Origin of the sequence: Collimonas sp. (genome assembly GCF_039923675.1) — a bacterium.
Classification (GTDB): Bacteria; Pseudomonadota; Gammaproteobacteria; order Burkholderiales; family Burkholderiaceae_D; genus Collimonas.
The window spans coordinates 153427-175567 of the sequence record NZ_JBDTCG010000080.1 but is presented as its reverse complement, the minus strand read 5'-3'; the positions used below and the strand labels follow the sequence as shown (position 1 = coordinate 175567).

The following is a 22141-nucleotide window of genomic DNA, read 5'->3' as shown; positions in this document are numbered from 1 at the left end:
ACTACTCCTGATTAGTTACCTATCTAAGATGCCATATTTTTTAGCACAAAACCATCTGCCGAGTCATTCCCGCGAACACGGGAATCCATGTTGAATCAAGTACTTAAGTTGGATCCCCGCGTTCGCGGGGATGACGCTTTATCAGCATAATGACCGCTTTTCACGGTCAATCTGAGGTGCGTAACTAATCAGGAAACCACTTGTGCGCGAGCCGACTATTTGGTCAGCCGCTGCGCCCGGCTTATTGCTGAGATTCGCTCTTGACCACCAGCCGCAGCCAATGCAAGGTCGAGTCATCTTCCGCAGGCAGCGGCGCTTGCTCCGCCGCATGCTTGATCGCCGCATCGTAAGCCTCTCGGCTGGTGCGCCTGGACGCCCGCAATTTGATGCGCATACTCCATTCATCGCCATAGCTGACGATGTTTTCAAATGCAGCATGCAGCTTAGGATCATCGCTGATATTTTCAGCGAGACGGCGCCACAGATTGCTTTGATTCCAGCGCATGAACCGCATGTAGGTGGTGTTCCATTTGCCGAATCGCAGCGGCAGGTCGCGCCACAGACGGCGGTTGCTTGATATCCACAAGACGGCGTCGATGAACAGGCGATTGTCCCGTCCCCTGGCGCCTGCATCACCTTCTTTTCCTCTCAACATGGGCTCCAGCTTTTCCCACTGCTCATCTCTCAGTTTGATATTCAGCGCAGTATTTTGCTGTTTCCCCGAGACGCCAGTATTTTCGGAATGGCTCCGATTAATTCCGTAGATTGTCGACATGGCAGCTACACTCTTTCCGTCCCAATGATTTAACATTTATTTCCCCTTATCTTGCCTGCCCCGCGAGGACGGAAAAAAGGGCCATGTCGGCCCAAAATAATTTGTAACAGCGGATTGAACAGGCCTTAGGCTCGCCGCTTCGCCAGCGCCGCGTTATGGCGCTGGCTGTTTTTCTGACAACGGAAACACACCCAGCGCTTGGTTTTGTTGCGAATGACGAAATCGCCGTCTGCCGCCGCCACTTCGCCCTGGTGATGCGCACAAAATCGCCTGCCGGTGGCCTCGGCTTTGGCCTGGGTCAATAACGACAGCCGGTCGGAACGCTCCATGTATGCGGTCATCTTCAGCTCCTTTCTCTCAATCTGCATATCAGAAAAAATTTCCCATGGCCGCCAAGGACCCCATGGAAGTGCGGACGGTGCGGCCGCCGTCCCGTCACCCGTGGTCAGGATTTGAATGCGTAAAAGCCGTTGCCAACCGGCTTGCCGTCCGGCCCCGGCGTGCTGCGCTTGTCCTGCACCGAAAAATACATCCTGCGTCCGTAGAAAAACTGCAATGGCCAGTCGAAGACATTTAGCGCACCGCCATCGAAGGACACTTGCCCCAAGCCATTCAACGCAGCATTGTTGGTGCTCAATATCTGTTCCGCATTGCCGATCGAGAAAGCCATGGGAACGCTGACGGTACCGTCATTACCGGTGAGGACTGCTGACAGGGCGACCGCCGATGACGGGCAATAAAAGCCGCCGCCGTACGACGCCAGGTTGCTTGGGCACTGCGGCAACAGCGCCACATCCGGCGCGTTGAACGAGTAGTAAGGACTGCCGCTGTCGATGAAGGTGTAGCTATAGTCATGGCCGCTAAAGGTAGTCTTCAGCAAAGCATTCCCCAAAGGGTTGGCGAGGATCGGGTAAACCTTTGCCGCCACGCCTTGCAGTTGATTGTTCGTTTGCGTGCCGATCCCGAACGTCATGGTGCCGGTGAGCGTGGTCGCGCCAGGCACCGGGACTGCAGGCAAGTCGAGGATGACGCCATTGTTGTCGACGGCAAACTTGGTCTGCGGGCTAACGCTAGGCGTGGCTACGGTTGTGCTGATTTCCGTTCCCGCGCAGCCCGCGGCCGGACAAGAATAATAAGAGCCGCCATCAACCGCGTTCAGGCTGGCACCGATCAGGCCATTCGTGCCGTCAAGCGCAGGGTCGCTATTGGACTGGCTGCCATGGCCATCGGAACAGTCGGTCGGCACCTTGGTAAAGCTCGGATCGTCCTGCAGTTGGGTAGGTACGGCGCTTGCCGTTTCGCCGCCGATCTTGACGTCGGCGCTTACCAGGGAACCCCAGTTGAAACTGGTGACGTACTGCTCGCAAAGGGTGAGTACGTTGCCATTGATTTTCGGATCTGCCAAAGGTTTGAGCGCCTGTTTGAGCTTGTTGCCCAGCACCGAAGAGGCGATGTGCAAGCCGGAAGAACCGGTGTCCACCATGATGTGATCGATGGTCTGGCAGTTGGTGGGATCGCCGGGGGCGCACAGGGTGACGGTGATGAAAGGCCTCAGGCTGGTGGCCTTGTTAGGGCCGGAATCGATGACCAGCGGCACGACGTTGGGAGCCGTCGGCGCAGTGGCGCCGGGAGCCGTGCTTGCCGGAGTCATCGCCAGCGGCGTACCGTTGGCAGTCGTAGAGGCGCCGGAATTGCCGCCATCGGAACACGCCGTCATCAGCAGCAAGCCGTGCAAGGCTGCAATCGTCAATAATTTACGCATGTCTTTTCCTTACTTGATGTCAGCGGCGCTGACGCCAGGCGGCAGTTGCTGTGGAAGATAGGCTTGGCCCTGGAAGTTTCCAGGGATCCCGAACGAGTGCACTACCAGGCTGCCGTGCTGCAGCACGAAAACGCGGCCAACCGGTGTGGTCTGCGCCTTCAGCGACTGCAGATAGAGCGCATACATCGCATCGCCGAATACCTGGCGCAAATTAGGTTGGCTCGCACCCTGCCATGCGACGCCGAATACCTGTCCTGCTGCGACGAATTCACGCACTTCGGTACCGGCCGGCAGGGTGAATGCGCGCACGGAGTAAAGATCTGAAGTTGTAGCGGCGCCTTCACGTCCTGCGCCGGCCTTGGAAGACGTCAAGGCGGCGGCCAGCGGCGCGCCGCGCAAGGCGATGCGGTCAGCTTCCACTGAACTGGCGTCGCCGCCTAGCGCTGCCCACGCTGGCAACGCCGACGCCAGCACCAACAATAACGGCAGCGTCGTCAATCTGAATAATTTCGTCGAATGGCTTTTCATGTTCGGTTACCTTTCAATAATGTGCCTGTGGCAGCGGCATGCTGTTGCGCCCTGCCCTTGTACTGAGTTCGCTCCATGTGCATGGGGGCTCCTTAATGAGACGATGCGCCACTCGCGCCTGCCCGCCCGCTATTGGCCGCGCCGCCATGAAATTTCGGCCACGCGCTGGCGGCCAGGGCCGCCTTGCCGTTGATGGCATACAGATGCCCCTCTTCGGAACCGATATAGATGGTGCCGTCGGCGGCGATCGCCGGCGATGCGCCGACCGTGCTCGGATTGAGCTGGCTGGCCGGTGGAATCGTGAAATTCCAGGCGGCTTTGCCTGCGGGCAGCGACGTCAGGCCGCCATGCTCCTGTGCCTGGCCATAATTCAGGTAAGACAAAGCCACGCGATCGGTGCTGCCCGCGGCGGGAGCTGTCAAGGCAGTCAGGGCGTTGTTGCCGAGACCAAGGTAGATCGAACCGTCAGCCGCCAGGCTGGCGTCGGTGACGCCGCCGCCGACACTGTATGCCCATGCCGCCGCGCCGGTTTGCGGATTGAGTGCGTAGAAAACGCTATCGCCACCGTTGCTGCCGACATACACCGTGCCATCCGCGCCGATTACCGGTGAAGCCTGAACCCAGTCATTGGTGCCGTACTTCCATTTCAGCTTGCCGGTGGCGGGATCCAAGGCACACACCAGCCCGACCGGCAGCGATTGATAGTACGGCCCGGCATAACCGTCGACACCGACAAACACTGTGCCATCGGCGCCGATGGCCGGTGAGGAATCCACCTGGATGATCGACGGCAAGGAAGCTATCGCCGGGTTTTTCGAGACGGGTCTCGGATTGCCGCTCACATCCAGATTAAAGTAACCATCTGCCGCAAAATCGTGATCCCATTTCTTGCTGCCGTCTGCCATGGCTAGCGCCGTCAGATGGCCATCGTCGGATCCTGCATACAGCGCGCCGCTAGCGCTCAAGGCGGGTGAAGACCTGACCGTTCCGCCCAGCTTCACCGACCACTTCGGCACGCCGCTGGCCGCGTCCAGCGCATATACCACATTGGCGGCAGCCACGTATACGCTGCCGTCGGCGCCGATCGCCGGAGTGGAACTGACTACGCCGGTGCTCTGGAAGGTCCATTTCAGCGTACCGTTGGCGTTCAGCGCATACAATTTCTGATCGTAGCCACCCATATACACCGTGCCGTCCGCCGCCACTGCGGCCGACGAACTGACGCCGCCGATGGTGCTGCCTCCTGCCGGGTATTCCCATTTTTCTCTGCCGTCGGCTTTCACGGCATACAGCTTGCCTGTCACCTGATTGAGCGGGGCGTTGTTGGCGCCTATGTAAATGGTGCCATCGGCGCCAAGCGCGGGAGAGAAAAATCCCGACAAGCCCTTGGTGTCGAACACCCATTTCTTGGTGCCGGGAGTTGCCTGCGCCTGGTTAGGAGTGACCGTGGTTGGCGGCACTGTCGGAGGCACGGTTGCAGGGACCGTTGCCGGGCCCGGATTGTTGGCGGCATTGCTTCCCTGGGACACGGATGAATCGCCGCCACCGCCGCCGCAGGCGCTCAGCATGAGGCCAAGCACAGCTATGCATACCGGATATATACCAGACTCTGATCTCACCGAATTTCTCCTAAAATCGTTTTAAATTCCGCGCCAGACACTCCTGCGCAATCTGTCTTCTTTTTTTTCCGCACCCATGAACTTTAGGCTACCGGAACGCAATCTGTCCCTGCTCGCCAACCATGCCACCTGTTTTCTGAAGGCCCTGCAGCCATCAACGGAAACGCCATTTCTCGGCCGCTGATGCTTGTGGCGCTTTCACTAGAGATGCCCGTCCAAAAAAAAAAAGGGGCCACGATCGGCCCCGATTATTTGTAACTATTTGAGACAGCGGCTGCCGCCCGGGAAAAACATCCACACCATTTGGCCTTTTTTATATTTTCATGGGGCAACAGATATAAGGTCGGTTGATAAAACCTCCACAAGGGGATTTGCCATCGGCGACCGAGTGCTTGCTTCTCAACTATAAATCGGGAGTTTTGCATATGGGTAATTACACGGAAAGGTCGGATTTGGTCCCGCATGTCTTTGCAGCCGGTGCCGGCAATACAACGCCGGGGGTTGAAATGCATATTTCCTTTCACTATCAAGGACAGAGATGACTGACCACAATCAATCGAAAAACAGGATGGCCGCCACCGCCTTGACCGCACTCTACGCACTCTCTGCGCTGCTGCTTGCAGGCTGCGGCGATGGCAGCAATTCCGGATCGGGCGTCAGCGCTGACACGGCACAGAGCCAGCGCATGAATCCGGTCACACAGCCGGCCGCGGCTATCGTGTCCGGCAGGATCACGTATGATTTCGTACCTGCGGTATCCAGCAAGGACCAGCAAGGCCAATGGCTGGCCAAGCTTGACTATGCCAGCACCGTGCAAAAGCCCGCCCGCAATGTGGTGGTCGAATTGATCAACGATAAAAGCGGCAAGGTATTGCTGTCGACCGCAACCGATAGTCAGGGAAACTACAGCTTCCAGGCAGCGCTCGACACCGCAATGCATGTACGCGCCAAAGCGCAGATGCTGCGCGTCGCCGGCAAAACGCCGGGACCCAGCTGGAATTTCGCGGTACGCGACAATTCATCGGACGGTTATGGTGCAACGGTTGACGGTGCGGCCTTGTTTGCCATGGATGGCGCCAGCTTCAACAGCGGCAAGAAAGGCAGCATCCATGATCTCAACGCCGCGTCTGGCTGGGATCCGGCGAGCGCAACTTACGCCAACTCGCGCAGCGCAGCGCCATTCGCCATCCTCGATACCGTCTACAGCGCCAGCCACAAAGTGCTGGAAGCGGACCAGAACCTGAGCTTCCCACCTCTCAATGTATTCTGGAGTCCGGGCAGCGACGACGGCACTTACTTCCAGGGTGCGGGAGATAAAACGCTCCGCGGGCTGCATATTCTCGGTCACGAAGATGTCGACACCGATGAGTACGATGCCGGCGTGATTGCGCATGAATGGGGACACTATTTCCAGGCCGGCTTTTCGCGCGACGACAGTATCGGCGGCTCGCACAGCAGCGCCAACCTGCTCGACATGCGGCTGGCGTTCAGCGAAGGCTGGGGCAATGCGTTTTCCAGCATGGCGCGCAGCGATCCGATGTATGTCGACACCCAGGGGCCGGCACAGGCCAATGCGGCCGTGGTGTTCAAGGTCGACGAGATTCCTGATAATGTCGCCAAGGCCTGGTTTGGCGAAGTTGCGGTGCAGTCGGTACTGTATCGTTTGCATCAATCGCCGGACATCGGGTTCAAGCCGATTTACCAAGCCATGGCGGCACAAAAGAAATCGCCAGCCTTCACCAGCCTGTTTTCCTTCGCAACTTCGCTGCGCGGCAGCATCAATCCCGCCAGCCAGGCCACGCTGGATAATCTGCTGGCGGAAATCAACACTGTCGACAAAGACCAGCTGGACATGTTCGGTCTCAGGCAAACCGCCCTGCCGCCGGCTATCGTTGCCGCCAACAAGGATTTTGTGCTGCCGGTCTATACCACCCTGGAAGCCGGCGTAAAATCCAAGACCGCCGGCGCCGGCAAGGATGCAACGTTGTGCACCACCAGCGCCTACGGCAAGGCCAACAAGCTCGGCATCAACCGTTATCTGCGCTTCAGTCTTGCACAGAAAGGCAAGCAGACGCTGCGCATCACTGCCGACGCCGGCGTGTATCCGACCTTCCAGCTTTTCAGCAAAGGAGAACAGATCGCGGGAAAAATGGTTAAGGATCCCAAGCTGGACAGCACCTACAATCTCGACTATGACCTGGCGGCGCAAGACGATTATGTCGCCACGATCAATGCCGGCGCCAACAGCGGCTGCTTCAAGATCACGCTCGCACAAACCAACGCCGGAGAAGCGCAATGACTTTCAATATCACGATGAAGAATAGCCTGCTGGCCCTGGCCATGGCATCGCTTGCTTGCGGCTTGCAGGCCAAGCCGTTGCCAGAAATTAAAGCCAGCATCGGGCATGGTGAAAAGGTTGGCGCGGCGGTCACCGTCGAGTTGACCTCTGGCAGCACCACCAGCAAGAACGCCATTTTGCCGGTCATGCTGAGGTTTACCACGGACCAGCCGAATACCCCGTTGCACGTGGAGTATCGCAGCAATGCCGGTTTGTCGATCGTGACGCTCGGCAGCGCCATCCTGGTCAGCAACCAGGATGGGGTGGTCACCGATACCCCCAATGTCCGCGCAACGGCAGACGGCGTGTATGAGTTGAATGTGTTCGTCACCCTGGGCGACCGCACCAAGGCGGTCTCGGTGCCGGTCACCGTGGGCAATGCCAGGGCGGTTCGCAAATTGTCAGGCAAGGCGATGCGGACGCCACAGGGAGAAAACCTGACAGTGATGCCGGCGCAGGAAAAAGTGCGCTAAGCGGCGACGCCTGGCGAGGGGGCCCCGAATGCCGGCACCCCTTCGCCGGCATGCCTTGCTGGCGAAACTTTGCGGGAGTCCTATGTACGTTATGGGCAATTACAACGCCCTCATCTGACTTGTCCTTCGAAACGGAAAAGGGCCATGATTTCCTAGGCCCTAATATCAGAAGTTATAACGTCCAGTCAACACGAAAACACGTCCCGGCTCAAAACCGATGCCTTGCTGGAGATTGGCGAAGCTGCCATACAGGTGGCGGTTGAAGAGATTACGTGCGCCAAGCGTCAGCGACCATAATCTGGAGGTGTAGCGAATATTCCCGTCGACGGAAACCTGGCCGCCGATTTGCAGATCTCCGCTATTGCTTGGATAGCCGCTGCGGGCCGTTGCTCCCAGGCCGTAACCCCAGCCGCGCCATGCCGCAGTCTGCAAATCGTAGCTGCTCCAGAAACTGGCCTGATGGCGGGGGATCAGGGAAGCCAGGGCGTAAAAACCTGGTGGCTGCGCATATCTGAAATCGCTGTAGCTGTAAGAGGCAGTGAGATTCCAGCCTGGCAGCGGACTGCCGGTCAGGTCGAACTCCATTCCGCGATTGGTGGTGGCCGGCAGCAGCGCGGTAAGCTGATTGTTTGCCGCGTCGGTGTCATAAGCGTACAAGACTCTCGCATGCGATATCCGGAACACCGACGCCGTCAGCATCAAGCGATCGTCCAGCAGATCGAGCTTGACGCCGGCCTCCAGCGACTTCCCATCCGTCGGCGGCAGATTGTACAAACCGGGCGGACCGCCATCGTAACGGATGCCGGAGGCCTGGGCCTGCAATACGAAGCTCTTTTGCCGGTTCGCATACAGCGTGACGTTGTCCGTCAGCTGATAGGACAGCCCGATGTTATAAATCGGTTTGCTCTGTGGATGCAGCGAGGTCACCGCCGCCGTTTGCAGATCGGCGCTATGCGACCATGCCCGCGTGTAACCGATATTCGCCAGCATATGCCAGCGTCGCCAGCCCAGCTGGTCTTGGAGGAACCAGTTGGTGTAGTACAGCGTTGACGCCGGCTCGTAGGGCGTCAACTTGGTGGCGGGAATTTCCGGCAGGCTCTCGCGTGACAGCGTGGCCGGCATGGTGGGACCGATCTCGGCCAGCGGCACCGCAAACCAGCTGTAGTTGACAGCGGCGCCGGCCAGCACGGTATGCTTGACCGGACCGGTATGAAAAGTACCGTGCACACTGTTTTCCAGATTCCAGCCATAGGAAGTCGATGTCAGCGCTTGCGTCTGGCAATTTCTCGGCATGACGCTGTCGTCTGGCGATGAATTCTGATAGCAATAGTATGAACGCGCGGATAATTGCGTCCGCATGTAGTTGCCCTTGCTCTCCAGCCCCCAATTGCCATCGAGTTTCTGCTGCACCGCATAGCTGCCGCCAATGCTGGTGCTCTGCAAGCCGTCGGTAATCTGGCCGTAGGGGCCCTGGCCGCCATTCGGCAGCAGATTGCGCTGGTAGTTGAGGCCGGCGATGGCGACCGTGCCTTCGCTGCGATAACCCAGCGAAGGCGCAAAATAGACATCGCGCACACTGTCATAGCGGTCGATAGCATCCGAGTCCTGGCTGCCGGAGAGAATCACGCGATGGGTCCAGACCTTGTCGTCCGACAGCGCGCCTGCGAGATCGAGCGCAATCCTTTGATGGCCTTGGGTGCCACTCTCCAGCGTCAGTTGCCGCACCGGTTCGGCTTGCGGCTGCTTGGTGATGATGTTGACCAGACCGCCCGGTTCCATGTCGCCGTTGGCGACGATCGAATCTGCGCCTTTGACGACATCGATTCTTTCAATCGCGGCCAGCGGCGTATGCAACGGCGAGCTGGCGCTCTCGATACGGGAAGGACCTTGCTGCAGGCCGTTGATGCGGGTCGGCGCCAGAAAGCCCCGGATATATACCGATGTATCGACCCCGACGTTATAGATATTCACACCGCTGACATCGTGCAAGGCGTCCAGCACCGATTGCGACTGCTGGTTCGCCATGAGTTTTTGGTTCACCACCTGTATCGATTGCGGCAGCTGGGAAAGCGGCGTATTGGTACGGCTCGCGCTGCTGCTGTTGGCGGCGGCAAACCCTTGATCCGCGGGCCCGTCCGGGCTGGGGAAGACAGTCACCGCCATTAATACCGCATCATCCTTGGCGACAGCAGGAGCGGCCCGTGCGACCGAAGATGGCGGCGGCCGCGGCTTCAACCGTAATGTATAACCACCCTCGGCCTTGGCAATCGCTTCCAGCCCGGTGCCGCTCAGCAAACCCGCCAGCGCATCGGCAACCCCATGGCTGCCGCTCAGGCCGAGGCTGTGCTTGTCCTGCACCAGCGCCGGGTCGTAGGCAAGTGAAATACCTGATTTGGAGGCAAAGGCCGCTAGTATCAGGCTTAATTTTCCCGGATTGATCGCATAGTTTTTAACCAGCTGCGACGTTTGTGCGCACGCCTGCTGAGGCGCGCTGAAGCTGGCCGACGCCAGACACCAGCAAGCCACGTGTACGCGCATGGCCACCGAAAATGGCCGCGATGTGTCAAAAAAACGTCGCCGAGAGTGTTGTAAAACCATACCAATTGCTTTCTCGGTTAGCTGCCAGAAATGCCGGCCAGGCCGTTGGGACAAATAGGCGGACCCGACCACACCACGTCAAATTTCCAACTCACGAAAAACTGTTTACCATCCTCCTCAGGCTTTAGTCACAGTCACCCAATAGCGGCTGATTTTTTCTACCCGCACCGGCAATACCTTGCTGAGCAAATACAGCACCTGGTCCGTATCCTTCAGCTGGAAAGCGCCCGAGACCAACTGGTCAGCCACCGCCGGATCGCAGTTGAGCCGGCCATGGCGATAGCGCGCCAACTCGTCGAGGAAATCGGCGAGACGCATTTTATCTGCCACCAGCACGCCTTGCGACCACAACGCCAGCGTGTCGTCGGCGATCTGTACCGGCTCTACCCGGTTGGCGGTAAACACGCATTGCTGGCCTGCCTTGACCAACACCGCCATGCCCGCGGATGCCTTTGGAACGATTTCGACGGCGCCCTCCAGCACCGCCACGTGACTGCGAATGCCCTCTTGCCGGACATTGAAGCGAGTTCCCAGCGCACGCAGCATGCCGTGCCGGGTCTGCACCATGAACGGCCGTGGCGGGACTGCCTGGTCGCGCCCGGTGGTCACCAGCATTTCGCCGGTATACAACTGCACCAGACGCTGGCTGGCGTCGAACTTGACGTCGACCGCACTTGCCGTGTTGAGCACCAGCTGGGTACCGTCGGCCAGCGCAATATCGCGCTGCTCGCCGGTGCCGGTCTGATAATCTGCGGTCCAGTCTTGCCATGGCAACCTGGTGGCCAGCCAAGCCACAGGGGCAGCGGTCAACAACACGGACAACGCTTTCAACACCGCTCGCCGCTGTTGCTGGCGCGGCGCGGTGCGGTCCAGGACCGGCATGCCCAATTCGACCGGAATGTCGCTGAATGCGCTATTCAGTTTTTGCGCGCAGAGCCAGGCGCGCTGATGCTCCGGGCTGCGCGAACGCCAGCGCTGCCATGCTTGCTGATCGGCTTCGGTTGCTTCGCCGCCATGCAATGTCATCAGCCAGGTTGCTGCCTCGCGAATAATCGCCGGATTGATTGGTGCGTCGCTCATGGCAGGGAAAAAATCAGGCATTGTTCGAAACCCAGCACCATGTGACGCTTGACGGTTCTCACTGAAATGTCGAGACGTTCGGCAATCTCGGCATAGGTCAAGCCTTCCAGCTGCGACAGCAAGAAGGTGCTGCGCGCCTTGGACGGCAATTTATCCAGCATGGAATCGATTTCAAACAAGGTTTCAAGCAATATCGCCCGGTATTCCAGCGACGGCGTCAGCGCCTCCGGTATTTGCGCCAGTGTGTCCAGGTAAGCGCGCTCCAAGGCATCACGCCGGTGCGCATTGGCTACCAGGCCCTTCGCGATCACGGTCAGGTAGGCGCGCGGCTCCTCGATCACATCGATCGCCGGCTTCAGTAGCACGCGGACGAAAGTATCCTGAGCGATATCCGCGGCATGGTCGATATTGCCTAGACGCCGACGCAACCAGCCGACCAGCCAGTTATGATGTTCAACATACAACGACTGTATCGACGTAGCCTCAACCTTGGGCATAAGCAGCTCTCCTATGTGGCTCTTTCGCAGCATTTTCCAGCATGTGACTAACAGTTTCCCGTATCAAATACATACTTTGCAAAACACTCGACAAAGCGGGGCTGAAAATCAAAGATGCTGACAACTACGCAAAAACAGCTTGGCTTTTTCCGGTACTGGCGCTCCTGCGACGCCTCTTTGCAAAACGAAAACATTGCCTGGAGACGCGTACCGAATTTTAGCTCTACTTAATTCAAGACCAAAATGTAGGGCTAATTTACGCTGCGCGTCAACCAGACAAAAGGGGCAAAACAACATAACTCTCGCGAAACATTTAATTATTTGAACATTTTCTTACCTTGCTAATAACAAGTCGGCAAGCGGTGCCGGCCACTGTTACCTGCGTTTGCAACTCCAGCTGCACATTCGACTAGACAAAGCTGTCTATGCGAACGTGCAGCCGTTGCACCGCAGAAACACGTCAAGTCGCTGCTTTCCTTGAATAGAAGCAATAACGAGGCCAGCACGGGAGACTTTATCGAGGATGTTTTTTATCGTAAAAAACGTATATAGATAGAACAAAAAAATCTATGGAAATAAAAATGCTTTCTTTTTTTCTCTCGAACATCGAAGACAAAGAAACAAGATGTCATGACGAACTGCTAAATATTGGCAATTCAGGCAGTGCGCCGTCTGAAAAGTTTTTTTGACAAGAGTCGGGATGGGTTGCAAACATGCCCAAGTCTGGTGCATGGTGCGGCGCGCAGACAATGAAAAATGTCATTGCGCTTCGCGGGTCGCATTGCGGGATCGAGCCGCCGGCTCGCGCTTGTGCACAAACAACAGGAGCGAGCTCAGAAACCTTTAGGAGAGACAAAAGTGACGGTGCATGCGTCGCCTGGTTTAATTTCAGCCCCGGGAAAAATTTTCCAGCAAGCCGCTATAAGGCTTGCTCAAAGGATAGGCCAAGTCACCGCGCTTACCAGTCTTCAAACCTAGATGCACCAGGCTTTCGGCCAATTTGACCGCTACCGTGACGCCATCGATCACAGCAATGCCGAGTTCGTCCTCGATCGCTTTGCAGAGATCTGTCATCCCGGCGCAACCGAGCACGATGCTATCGACCTTGTCCTGCTCCATCGCCTGCCGGCATTCTTCGACGATGATGCGATAGGCATCCGATCCGCTGTGTTCCAGCTCCAGCACATTCAGCTTGCAGGCGCGCACCTTGCGGCAAAAGCGCTGCATGCCATACATTTCGGCCAGATGCCAGGCGATGCCACAGGTACGTTCCAGCGTGGTGACGACGCTAAAGCCGGAGCCGATCAGGCTGGCGGCATGCATCGCCGCTTCGGCAATGCCGATCACCGGACCGCGCGCCGCCTCGCGCGCGGCATACAGGCCCGGGTCGCCGAAACAAGCGATCACATAGGCATCGACGCCAGCCTCCTCCCCTAGTCTGATTTCATCCAGGATGCCCGGCACGCTAAGCGCCTCGTCGTAATGGCTTTCGATGGATGCCGGCCCCATGGCCGGACTGACCGCCACGATTTCTGTGCCGGCCGCGACAACCTGGCTTGCGCAATGGCCGATTTTCCTGGTCATGCTCCAGGTGGTATTTGGGTTGATGATTTTAATTTTCAAAATGGGATGCTGGATAAATTCGCCGCCACAGCGGCACGGTTGCGATGGCAACGCTGGCACGCGGGCCGGCATTACCATCGCCTGGTGCAGGGATTACTGCATTTCAGCTCTGGCCACGGCAGCGGCCGGCAACACCTGCTTGACGCTGAGAGCCCAGTAGATCGCCAGGCCGCAACCCATGCCGATGAACCAGGTGAAATTCGCCAGGCTGCCGAATGCCGGCACCAGCACACACAGGATTGGAATGATGGCGGCCGGGATCAAGGCCATGATGGCTTTCGGGTTATAGCCATTGCTGTACCAGTACGCGCCCTTCTTGTCCATGGTGTAGAGGTCGTCGACGATCACCTGCTGTTTCTTGACCAGGTAGAAATCCGCAATCAGGATGCCGAACAAAGGGCCGATGAAGGAACCCAGGATATCCAGCGTGTAGTGGATCACGTGCGGGTTATTGAACAGATTCCAGGGCGTGATGAAAATCGACGCCACCGCTGCGATCATGCCGCCCATGCGCCAGCTGATCCGCTTCGGCGCCACATTGGAAAAATCGAAAGCCGGCGAGACGAAATTGGCGACAATGTTGATGCCGACCGTGGCGATCATGAAGGTCAGGCCGCCCAGCACCACCGCGAAGGTGTTATCAATATGGCCTACCATCGCCACCGGGTCCGTAATCAGTTTTCCATACAGCGGCAGCGTAGCGGCGATGCAGACTACTGTCAGCAGCGAGAAGCCCAGGAAATTCACCGGCAAGCCCCAGAAATTGCCCCGCTTCACCGACTTGAAATCCTTGCCGTAACGGGAGAAATCGCCAAAATTCAGCATCGGTCCGGAGAAATAGGACACCACCAAAGCGATCGCGTTGATCATGATCGGCAACGCTGCGGCGCCGCTGTATTTGATACCGCCGAGATTGAGGTCGATATTGCTCCAGCCGGCCTTGCTGATCAGCCACGCCGCCAGCAGCAGCATGACGACATACACGGCAGGACCGGCCCAGTCGATGAACTTGCGGATCGCATCCATGCCGGTCCAGAACACGATGGCTTGTAACACCCACATCACCATGAAGCCGAGCCAGCCCAGGTACGACAAACCGGCAAAGCCATACTGCTTGACGTCGGCATAGATTGCCATGTCGGGGAAAAACTTGAGCACGATCAGCAGGAAAGCGCCGGAAGCCAGGTAGGTCTGGATGCCGTACCAGGCCACCGCAATCAGGCCGCGGATGATGGCAGGGATATTTGCTCCCAGCACGCCAAAGGTGGTGCGGCAGATGACCGGATAAGGCGCGCTCGTGACCTGGCTCGGCTTCGCCACCAGGTTGGCGAAACACTGCACGATCACGATCCCGACCAGCAGCGACACCAGTACCTGCCAGCTGCTCAAGCCCAGCGCAAACAGACTGCCGGCGGTGACATAGCCGCCCACGCTGTGCACGTCAGACATCCAGAACGCAAAAATATTGTAGCTGCCCCAGGTCTGCTTTTTCAGCGGCGCCAGGTCTTCATTGGTGAGCCTGTCATCGTATGTAGGCTTGATGATCGCATTGTGCTTTTCCATCGTCATTCCAATCCAGTAGAAGAGTAATCAATCAAAACAGATGACGGACGCCAAGCGCAAGCGCGGTCTGGCTTTGGTTGGCATAGCCGCCGCCGACCGCCGTCGAGTCCGTGCCGACCAGCGATTCGGAGGCGCCGCCGGCGTTGCTGAGATGCGCGAGGTTGGCGATCAGGCTGGTGCGTTTCGACAAGCTGTAGATACCCAGCAGCCGGTAGACCTTGCTGCTATTCGCGAGCGTCGTATTCTTACGGTAGATGGCATCGGCCGAGCCGGTAAATGCCGGAGTGAATGCATAATCCAGGCCAGCTTCGAGCGCATACGCCTTGCGCGCGGTGACCGATGGAATCGACTGGAATAGGCCGGGTCCGGAAATGTCGCTATGCGCATAGCCCAGCCGCGTGGTGAATGCGCCGATGCCGTAGCTGGCGCCAAGCGTCGCCAGCTTGTAGACGCTGTCGGTGCTGGCGATACCGGCGCCCTGTTCATGATCGTAAGTAGCGGCCAGCAACAACGGCCCCTGCCGGTATTTGGCCGCCAGGTTATAGACTTGGCCGGTCCGCACGCTGCCGGCAGTTTCACCCAGGCCAAGCATGGCGCCGGCCTGGAACCCGTTCACATCCGGTGATACATACTTGATCGTGTTGTTGTAGATTTCACTGACCGCGTCGAATTCTGAAAACTTGAAAATCGCGCCGGAGTTGTAGCCGCCCTTGAAGACACTGCCGACCAGCCAGTCGTCATTGAAATTCCATTGTTTGCCGAAGGTCAGCGTGCCGGAGCGGCTTTCCAGGCCGACCAGGGAATTGCGGGAAAACAGTTGTCCGCCGGCGGACTGCGCACCATTGCTCGGATTGAAGCCAGCCTGCAGATTGAAGACCGCGCTCAAGCCGCCGCCCAGATCTTCCTTGCCGTGAAAACCTACGTTGGAAACGCCGAGAATGCTATCTGCCTCGCCCAGTTTGCTTTGGGCGCCGTTACCGGCGTTTCTTGCGTAGGAAATCCCGGTGTCGATCACGCCCGAGACCGCCACGCTGGTTTGCGCAAAAACACTGACCGTCATGCCCAGCAATACAATTGCTGCTCCCAGTTTGCATAGAGGGTTCATCTTTATCCTTGTTGTTGGCGTGTACGCCAAATCACTTCTGTTGTCCGACAAGCGTGATGTTGCGGTTGCCGCAAGACGCCTGCTTCCCCTTCGGTCATCGACCTGAAAGATGCACAATTAAATTCATGATTGCGCACAATCTGAAATCTGCTTAAAGCCAGAACCGTGCCAACAGCCTTGCCGAAGTGGGATTTCGCGGGATTTACATAGAGGGAGAATGGGACAGGCCGGCTTGAAAGGCGCTGCAGATAAATCATCCGGATTGACGTGGCGCCGCACAAATTGCGTGCGTAACTATCTTAATTTGTGCACAAAACCAGTTTTGGTGCGATCAATACAAGGATTTTTTATCATCAAAAATAACCTCACCCAAGAAATGATGCGGGCTGTGCATGCCTTGAAATTAGGATTTATACTGTGATAATACTTTTTTGAAATATTCCGTAATCCATGTATAAATTGTGCACAATATTGAATCCCGTAGACCTGCAAAGCCGGCAAAGGCCGTTGCCAGGGATGGCGACATGAGCGCCATTTCCAGGACCCAGCAGGACGAACTGAGCAACGATGAGATCGACGCTCGCATTCATCTTTCCATCATCGACGCCATTCTCGATCATCAGTTGCCGCCCGGCACGCGCCTGGTGGAGGCGCCGCTATGTGAAGCCTTTGGCGTTACGCGTGGTACCTTGCGACGGGTTTTTGTGAAACTGGCACATGAACGGGTGATCGACCTGCAGCCGAACCGCGGTGCGGTGATCGCCACGCATGACGTCAAGGAAGCGCGCGAAGTATTCGAAGCACGCGCCATCCTCGAAGGCGGCTCGGTCAAGAGCCTGGCCGCCAAACGCAAGGTGTTGCCGGAATTGCGGGTACTGGTGAAACGCGAACACGCGTTGCGCGAACAGGGAAACTGGGGCGACTGGATACGTCTCTCTGGCGAATTCCATATCAAGCTCAGCGAAGCCAATCAAAACAATATCGTGAGCGCCTACCTGCGCACCTTGATTGCGCGCACATCCCTGCTGATAGGCTTGTATGAAACGCCGAAGCGCAATAGCTGCTCGGCGGATGAGCATACGGGGATACTCGATGCGATCGAACAAGGCGATGGCGAGCGTGCCGCCAGATTGATGGAGCATCATCTCGGCGAATACGCCACCGAGCTGCTGACTGAAGCCACACCACCCAAAGAGGTCGATTTCGCCAAGCTGTTTTCGCGGGTGCGCGAAGCCTAGGAGGCTGCCGGACCGTTCCCGCTATTTATTCTTGGCGTCCTCGTCCAGGCTTCTTAGGAACTGCATTTTCTCGGCAATCTTGGCCTCCACGCCGCGCGGCACCGGCTGGTACCAGCCAGGGTCTTCGATCCCGTCGGGCAGATAGGTTTCACCCGCGGCGTAGGCATGCGGTTCGTTGTGCGCATAGCGGTACTCGTGGCCGTAGCCGAGTTCCTTCATCAGCTTGGTCGGCGCATTGCGCAGATGCACCGGCACTTCGCGCGACTTGTCTTTCTTGACGAACGCCATGGCTTGATTGAAGGCGTTGTAGCCCGCATTGCTCTTGGCCGCGATCGCCAGGTAGATAACCGCTTGCCCCAGCGCCAGCTCGCCCTCGGGAGAACCCAGCCGCTCAAAAGTGGCGGCGGCATCGGTGGCGATCTGCATCGCGCGCGGATCGGCCAGGCCGATATCCTCCCAGGCCATGCGGATGATCCGGCGCGACAAATACTTGGGATCGGCGCCGCCATCCAGCATGCGGCACAACCAGTACAGCGCACCGTCCGGACTGGAGCCACGCACCGATTTGTGCAAGGCTGAAATCTGGTCGTAGAAATTATCGCCGCCCTTGTCGAAGCGGCGCGCATTCAAGGTCAGCGCATTCTCCAGGAATTCCGCGGTCACCTGCGTCACGCCGGACGCCTTGATGGCGCTGCCGCTTTGTTCCAGCAGGTTCAGCAAGCGGCGCGCGTCGCCGTCGGCATAGCCGATCAGGGTATCGACCGCAGCGTCGTCGAACTGCAGGTGCGACAGCACCCGCTGCCGGGCCCGCTCCAGCAACTGCTTCAGTTCGTCCTCGGTCAAGGCCTGCAGCACATACACTTGCGCGCGCGACAGCAACGCCGAGTTGACTTCAAACGAAGGATTTTCAGTAGTGGCGCCAATGAAGGTCACCAAGCCGGATTCGGCATACGGCAACAAGGCGTCTTGCTGCGATTTGTTGAAGCGATGGATTTCATCGACGAACAGGATCGTATGCTTGCCCTGCGCCAGGTACTGCTGCGCCTGCTCCATCGCCGCGCGGATATCCTTGACGCCGGAAAATACCGCCGACAAGGGAATGAATTCGCAGTCGAACGCATTCGCGGTCAGGCGCGCCAGCGTCGTCTTGCCGACGCCGGGCGGACCCCACAGGATCATCGAATGGGGCTTGCCCGATTCGAACGCCAGCCTGAGCGGCTTGCCCGGTCCCAGCAGATGGCTTTGTCCGATCACTTCATCCAGGGTAGCAGGACGCAGCGCTTCGGCTAGCGGTGGAGTGGGTTCTACCTTGAAAAGATCGGACATGGGGATGATTCTGTGAAAAATGGTCTTTGTTTGAAAAATGAAACCAGGCAGCGCATAAGCGTCAACTGTGAGAGAATCCCACTCGATTTTGCCGCCAGCGCCTGCGGTAACCTTCGAGGCCAACCTGAACCAGTCCTGAGAACCTGATACGGCCCACCCCGGCCCAGCCCGCCATGCCCTTTGTCGTCACCGATTCCTGCATCCAGTGCAAATACACCGACTGCGTCGAAGTCTGTCCTATGGATTGCTTCCGGCAAGGGCCGAACTTCCTGGTGATCGTGCCGGACAACTGCATCGACTGCTCGATGTGCGTACCGGAATGCCCGGTCGGCGCGATCTACAATGAAATCGACCTGCCCGTTGAACAACGGCATTTCATCGACATCAACGCCCGCCTGGCCGCGCATCCCGACTGGAAGCCCATCACCCGTTCACAAGCGCCTTTGCCCGACCACGAAAACTGGAGCAAGGTCGCCAACAAGCTGGAATTCCTGAAACTGGCGTAGGGTGGGCAGGATACTCTGCCCACCCTACGGTTTTACCTGCGATCACCGCCCTATTGATTCAACACGTCTGCGCCCTTAGGCACGACAAACTTGAACTGATCGGCCGTCAACGTTGGATTCTTGACGAAATTCTTGAAGGTCAGCAACGAGACCTGGCCAAACGAATCGCGCAACTCCATCGCCTGCGGCACGCCATTGCGCAAGCCGATGCCGATATGGTCGAAAGTCGTGTCCTTGGCTTTCGGCGTCGCTTCCAGCCACTCCATGCCGTCCTTGGCCTGCCCTTCCTTCAGCACGAAATTTTTTTCCAGGTCATTGCTGCCGAACAGAATCGCCGCCGGCGAAGAGCCGAGCGCATTACCCAGGCTCTTGGTGGTCACCTGGTTCAAGTCTTTATCGTAGATGAACAGCTTGTCGCCATCGGCCTGCAGGACCTGCTCATACGGCTTTTGATAGGTCCAGATAAATTTGCCCGGCCGCGCGAAGATGAACACGCCGCTCGATGTGCTGGAGACCTTCGGCGCCTTGGTGCCGGCGTCGATTTTCACCAGTTGCTGGAAAAACTCGCCCTTGGCCGACTGCGTGCTGCTGACGAAAGTCTTGAACTGCTCCAGCGCGCTGGCGTTGGCCAGCGAAGGCAGCAGCGCGATGCTCAGCGACAAGCCGACAATCAGGCGGCCCGACCTGAATTTGGCGAACAGATTGCTTTTCTTGTTGTTGATCAAACTGGCGGTAATTTTCTTTTGCATTGTTTTACTCCGTATTACTGTTCCCCGCCGGCACCAGGATTTCCCGGTTGCCGTTGGATTGCATGGTTGAGACCAGTCCACTTGTTTCCATTTGCTCCAGCAAGCGCGCCGCACGGTTGTAGCCGATGCGCAGATGGCGCTGCACCAAGGAAATCGAAGCGCGCCGGTTCTTGAGAACGACTGCCACCGCCTGGTCGTACAATTCGTCGCCTTCGGTGCCGCCGCTGGCCGCGCCGCCGCCGATAGCGCCATCGGCGCCTTCTTCCAGCACGCCGCCTTCCAATATGCCTTCGACATAATTCGGCTCACCTTGTTCCTTCAGGTAATCGACCACCCGATGCACTTCCTCATCCGAAACAAAGGCCCCGTGCACGCGGATCGGCAAGCCGGTACCCGGCGGCATGTACAGCATGTCGCCCATGCCCAGCAGCGCTTCCGCCCCCATCTGGTCGAGAATCGTGCGCGAGTCGATCTTGCTGCTGACCTGGAACGCGATCCGGGTCGGCACATTGGCCTTGATCAGGCCGGTGATCACATCTACAGATGGGCGCTGTGTCGCCAGAATCAAGTGAATACCGGCGGCGCGCGCCTTTTGCGCAATCCGCGCAATCAATTCTTCTACCTTCTTGCCGACTACCATCATCAGGTCGGCCAGCTCGTCGATGATGACCACGATGGTCGGCAGCTTTTCCAGCGGCTCCGGCGCATCCGGCGTCAGGCTGAACGGATTCGGGATCTTCTCTTCGCGCTTGTCGGCGTCGATGATCTTCTGGTTGTAGCCCGCCAGGTTACGCACACCCAGCTTCGACATCAGCTTGTAGCGCCGTTCCATCTCGTTGACCGCCCAATTGAGGGCATGGCCGGCCTGGCGCATGTCGGTCACTACCGGCGCCAGCAGATGCGGGATGCCTTCGTAGATCGACAGTTCCAGCATCTTCGGATCGATCAGGATCAGCCGCACCTGGTTCGGATCGGACTTGTAGAGCAAGGACAGGATGGTGGCGTTGATCCCCACCGATTTACCGGAACCGGTGGTACCCGCCACCAGCAAGTGTGGCATCTTGGCCAGGTCCGCCACCACCGGATGGCCGGCGATGTCCTTGCCGAGCGCGATGGTCAGGCTGGAAACGCCGTCGTTATACACCTTGGAGCTGAGGATTTCCGTCAGGCGCACGATCTGCCGTTTGGGATTCGGCAGCTCCAGGCCCATGTACATCTTGCCGGGAATGACTTCCACCACACGGATCGAGGTCAGCGACAAGGAACGCGCCAGGTCACGCGCCAGGCCGACTATCTGGCTACCCTTGACGCCGGTTGCCGGCTCGATTTCATAGCGCGTAATGACCGGCCCCGGATGCGCCGCGACGACGGTTACCTGGACGCCGAAATCGGACAGCTTTTTCTCGATCAGGCGGCTGGTGAACTCCAGCGTTTCGACGCTCACGGTCTGCTGCGCCGGCGGCGCTTCATCCAGCAGCGACAAAGGCGGCAGATTGGTATCCGGCAGATCTTCGAACAAGGCGGTTTGCTTTTCCTTCTGCACCCGCTCGGATTTCGGCACGGCAACGATTTGCGGCTCGATGCGGATCGGCTGCGCCACCACGATCTTGGCGCGCTCTTGTACCACCACTTCTTCACGCTTGACGGCGGCGACCTGCCCTACCTTGCGGTCCTGGCGCGCAACATATAGATTCTTCAGCCACAGCGCGCCGTTTTCAACGCCGGCGCCGATGCGCTCAGCCACCGTCAGCCACGAGACATGAAAAAACAGGCTGATGCCCAGCGCAAACAGCAACAACAGGAACAAGGTGCCGCCGGTAAACCCGAGCGCGTTTTGCGCGCCGCTGCCGATCAGTTGCCCCAATACGCCACCAGGCGCACGCGGCAACTGCATGTGCATCGTGTACATACGGGTGTATTCGATGCCCATGCTGCCGATCAGGATCAAGACAAAACCGGCGCCGCGGATCAGGCCCTCCTGATGATGTTCCGGCTCGGCGTTTTTCTCTACCAGGAAACGATGCGAAATGCGGCGGTAGCCTTGCCACAAGGTGCGGAGCAACAGCGCACACCACCACCATGCGGAAGCGCCGAAGACAAACAGCAGCAAATCCGCCATGTAAGCGCCGACATGGCCGCCCCAGTTGTGCAGGACCGCCCCCGAACCGGAACTTGACCAGCCGTGGTCGGATTTGGAGTAACTGGCAAGAATGATGATCAGATAGCTGGTAAGGACCGCATAAATGATCCAGCGCGCCTCATACAAGAGACGAACCAGACGGCTCGGCAAGGGCTGCTTCTCTTGCTGTTTGGTGTTGCGGGTATAGGCTTGGCTTGTTCTAGTCATAAATCCGGTGAGTG

18 protein-coding genes are annotated in these 22141 nt (G+C 58.1%); 4 read left to right on the top strand and 14 right to left on the bottom strand.

The features are described from left to right. Positions 1-241: 241 nt before the first annotated feature. The 5 genes from ABI171_RS17595 to ABI171_RS17575 all read right to left on the bottom strand — a co-directional run bounded on the left by ABI171_RS17595 (position 242) and on the right by ABI171_RS17575 (position 4684). A complete protein-coding gene (locus tag ABI171_RS17595; protein ID WP_348093830.1) occupies positions 242-775 on the bottom strand; it encodes a transposase in 534 nt (177 codons plus the stop codon). 125 nt (positions 776-900) lie between these two features. Further along, complete coding sequence (locus ABI171_RS17590) at positions 901-1116, bottom strand: hypothetical protein (protein WP_348093829.1); 216 nt, start codon at positions 1114-1116, stop codon at positions 901-903. Positions 1117-1220: 104 nt separating this feature from the next. After that, positions 1221-2537 carry a DUF3443 family protein gene (locus tag ABI171_RS17585; protein WP_348093828.1) on the bottom strand — a complete coding sequence of 439 codons (1317 nt, stop codon included), beginning with the start codon at positions 2535-2537 and terminating at the stop codon, positions 1221-1223. Between the two features lie 9 nt (positions 2538-2546). After that, positions 2547-3065: a DUF2844 domain-containing protein gene (locus ABI171_RS17580; RefSeq protein WP_348093827.1), complete on the bottom strand. Its 519-nt coding sequence runs from the start codon at positions 3063-3065 to the stop codon at positions 2547-2549. Positions 3066-3157: 92 nt separating this feature from the next. Continuing rightward, on the bottom strand, positions 3158-4684 hold the full coding sequence (locus ABI171_RS17575; protein ID WP_348099337.1) for a PQQ-binding-like beta-propeller repeat protein: 1527 nt from the start codon (positions 4682-4684) through the stop codon (positions 3158-3160). Positions 4685-5222: 538 nt separating this feature from the next. Here ABI171_RS17575 and ABI171_RS17570 point away from each other — a divergent pair. Both ABI171_RS17570 and ABI171_RS17565 read left to right on the top strand, forming a co-directional pair. Further along, positions 5223-6983 (top strand): hypothetical protein, encoded by a 1761-nt coding sequence (locus tag ABI171_RS17570; protein WP_348093825.1) that lies wholly within the window; start codon positions 5223-5225, stop codon positions 6981-6983. Next, entirely contained in the window at positions 6980-7495 is a 516-nt protein-coding gene (locus tag ABI171_RS17565; RefSeq protein WP_348093824.1) for a hypothetical protein, read from the top strand. The genes ABI171_RS17570 and ABI171_RS17565 overlap by 4 nt, the downstream gene beginning before the upstream one ends. Positions 7496-7660: 165 nt before the next feature. Here the strand turns inward: ABI171_RS17565 and ABI171_RS17560 are convergent, their stop codons facing one another. The 6 genes from ABI171_RS17560 to ABI171_RS17535 all read right to left on the bottom strand — a co-directional run bounded on the left by ABI171_RS17560 (position 7661) and on the right by ABI171_RS17535 (position 15961). Beyond that, on the bottom strand, positions 7661-10033 hold the full coding sequence (locus ABI171_RS17560; protein ID WP_348093823.1) for a TonB-dependent receptor: 2373 nt from the start codon (positions 10031-10033) through the stop codon (positions 7661-7663). 177 nt (positions 10034-10210) lie between these two features. Beyond that, the gene (locus ABI171_RS17555; RefSeq protein ID WP_348093822.1) at positions 10211-11173 is read right to left on the bottom strand and encodes a FecR domain-containing protein; all 963 of its coding nucleotides are present in this window, start codon (positions 11171-11173) and stop codon (positions 10211-10213) included. Next, entirely contained in the window at positions 11170-11670 is a 501-nt protein-coding gene (locus ABI171_RS17550; protein ID WP_348093821.1) for a sigma-70 family RNA polymerase sigma factor, read from the bottom strand. Before ABI171_RS17550 ends, ABI171_RS17555 begins: the two co-directional genes overlap by 4 nt. Positions 11671-12558: 888 nt before the next feature. After that, the gene (locus tag ABI171_RS17545) at positions 12559-13293 is read right to left on the bottom strand and encodes an aspartate/glutamate racemase family protein (protein ID WP_348093820.1); all 735 of its coding nucleotides are present in this window, start codon (positions 13291-13293) and stop codon (positions 12559-12561) included. Between the two features lie 93 nt (positions 13294-13386). Next, positions 13387-14856, bottom strand: a complete 1470-nt coding sequence (locus ABI171_RS17540) for an NCS1 family nucleobase:cation symporter-1 (protein ID WP_348093819.1) — start codon at positions 14854-14856, stop codon at positions 13387-13389. Positions 14857-14887: 31 nt separating this feature from the next. Further along, on the bottom strand, positions 14888-15961 hold the full coding sequence (locus ABI171_RS17535; RefSeq protein ID WP_348093818.1) for a porin: 1074 nt from the start codon (positions 15959-15961) through the stop codon (positions 14888-14890). 524 nt (positions 15962-16485) lie between these two features. On the opposite strand from ABI171_RS17535, the gene ABI171_RS17530 reads away from it, so the two are divergent. Beyond that, the gene (locus tag ABI171_RS17530; RefSeq protein WP_348093817.1) at positions 16486-17199 is read left to right on the top strand and encodes a GntR family transcriptional regulator; all 714 of its coding nucleotides are present in this window, start codon (positions 16486-16488) and stop codon (positions 17197-17199) included. A 21-nt stretch (positions 17200-17220) separates the two neighbouring features. On the opposite strand, the gene ABI171_RS17525 is transcribed toward ABI171_RS17530, so the two are convergent. Continuing rightward, the gene (locus ABI171_RS17525; RefSeq protein ID WP_348093816.1) at positions 17221-18525 is read right to left on the bottom strand and encodes a replication-associated recombination protein A; all 1305 of its coding nucleotides are present in this window, start codon (positions 18523-18525) and stop codon (positions 17221-17223) included. Positions 18526-18698: 173 nt separating this feature from the next. Between ABI171_RS17525 and fdxA the strand changes: the two genes are divergently transcribed. After that, positions 18699-19031 carry a ferredoxin FdxA gene (fdxA, locus tag ABI171_RS17520; protein ID WP_348093815.1) on the top strand — a complete coding sequence of 111 codons (333 nt, stop codon included), beginning with the start codon at positions 18699-18701 and terminating at the stop codon, positions 19029-19031. Between the two features lie 50 nt (positions 19032-19081). Here fdxA and lolA read toward each other — a convergent pair whose 3' ends face one another. Next, a complete protein-coding gene (gene lolA / locus ABI171_RS17515) occupies positions 19082-19780 on the bottom strand; it encodes an outer membrane lipoprotein chaperone LolA (RefSeq protein ID WP_348093814.1) in 699 nt (232 codons plus the stop codon). A gap of 4 nt (positions 19781-19784) precedes the next feature. Continuing rightward, positions 19785-22127 carry a DNA translocase FtsK 4TM domain-containing protein gene (locus tag ABI171_RS17510; protein WP_348093813.1) on the bottom strand — a complete coding sequence of 781 codons (2343 nt, stop codon included), beginning with the start codon at positions 22125-22127 and terminating at the stop codon, positions 19785-19787. Positions 22128-22141 lie beyond the last annotated feature (14 nt).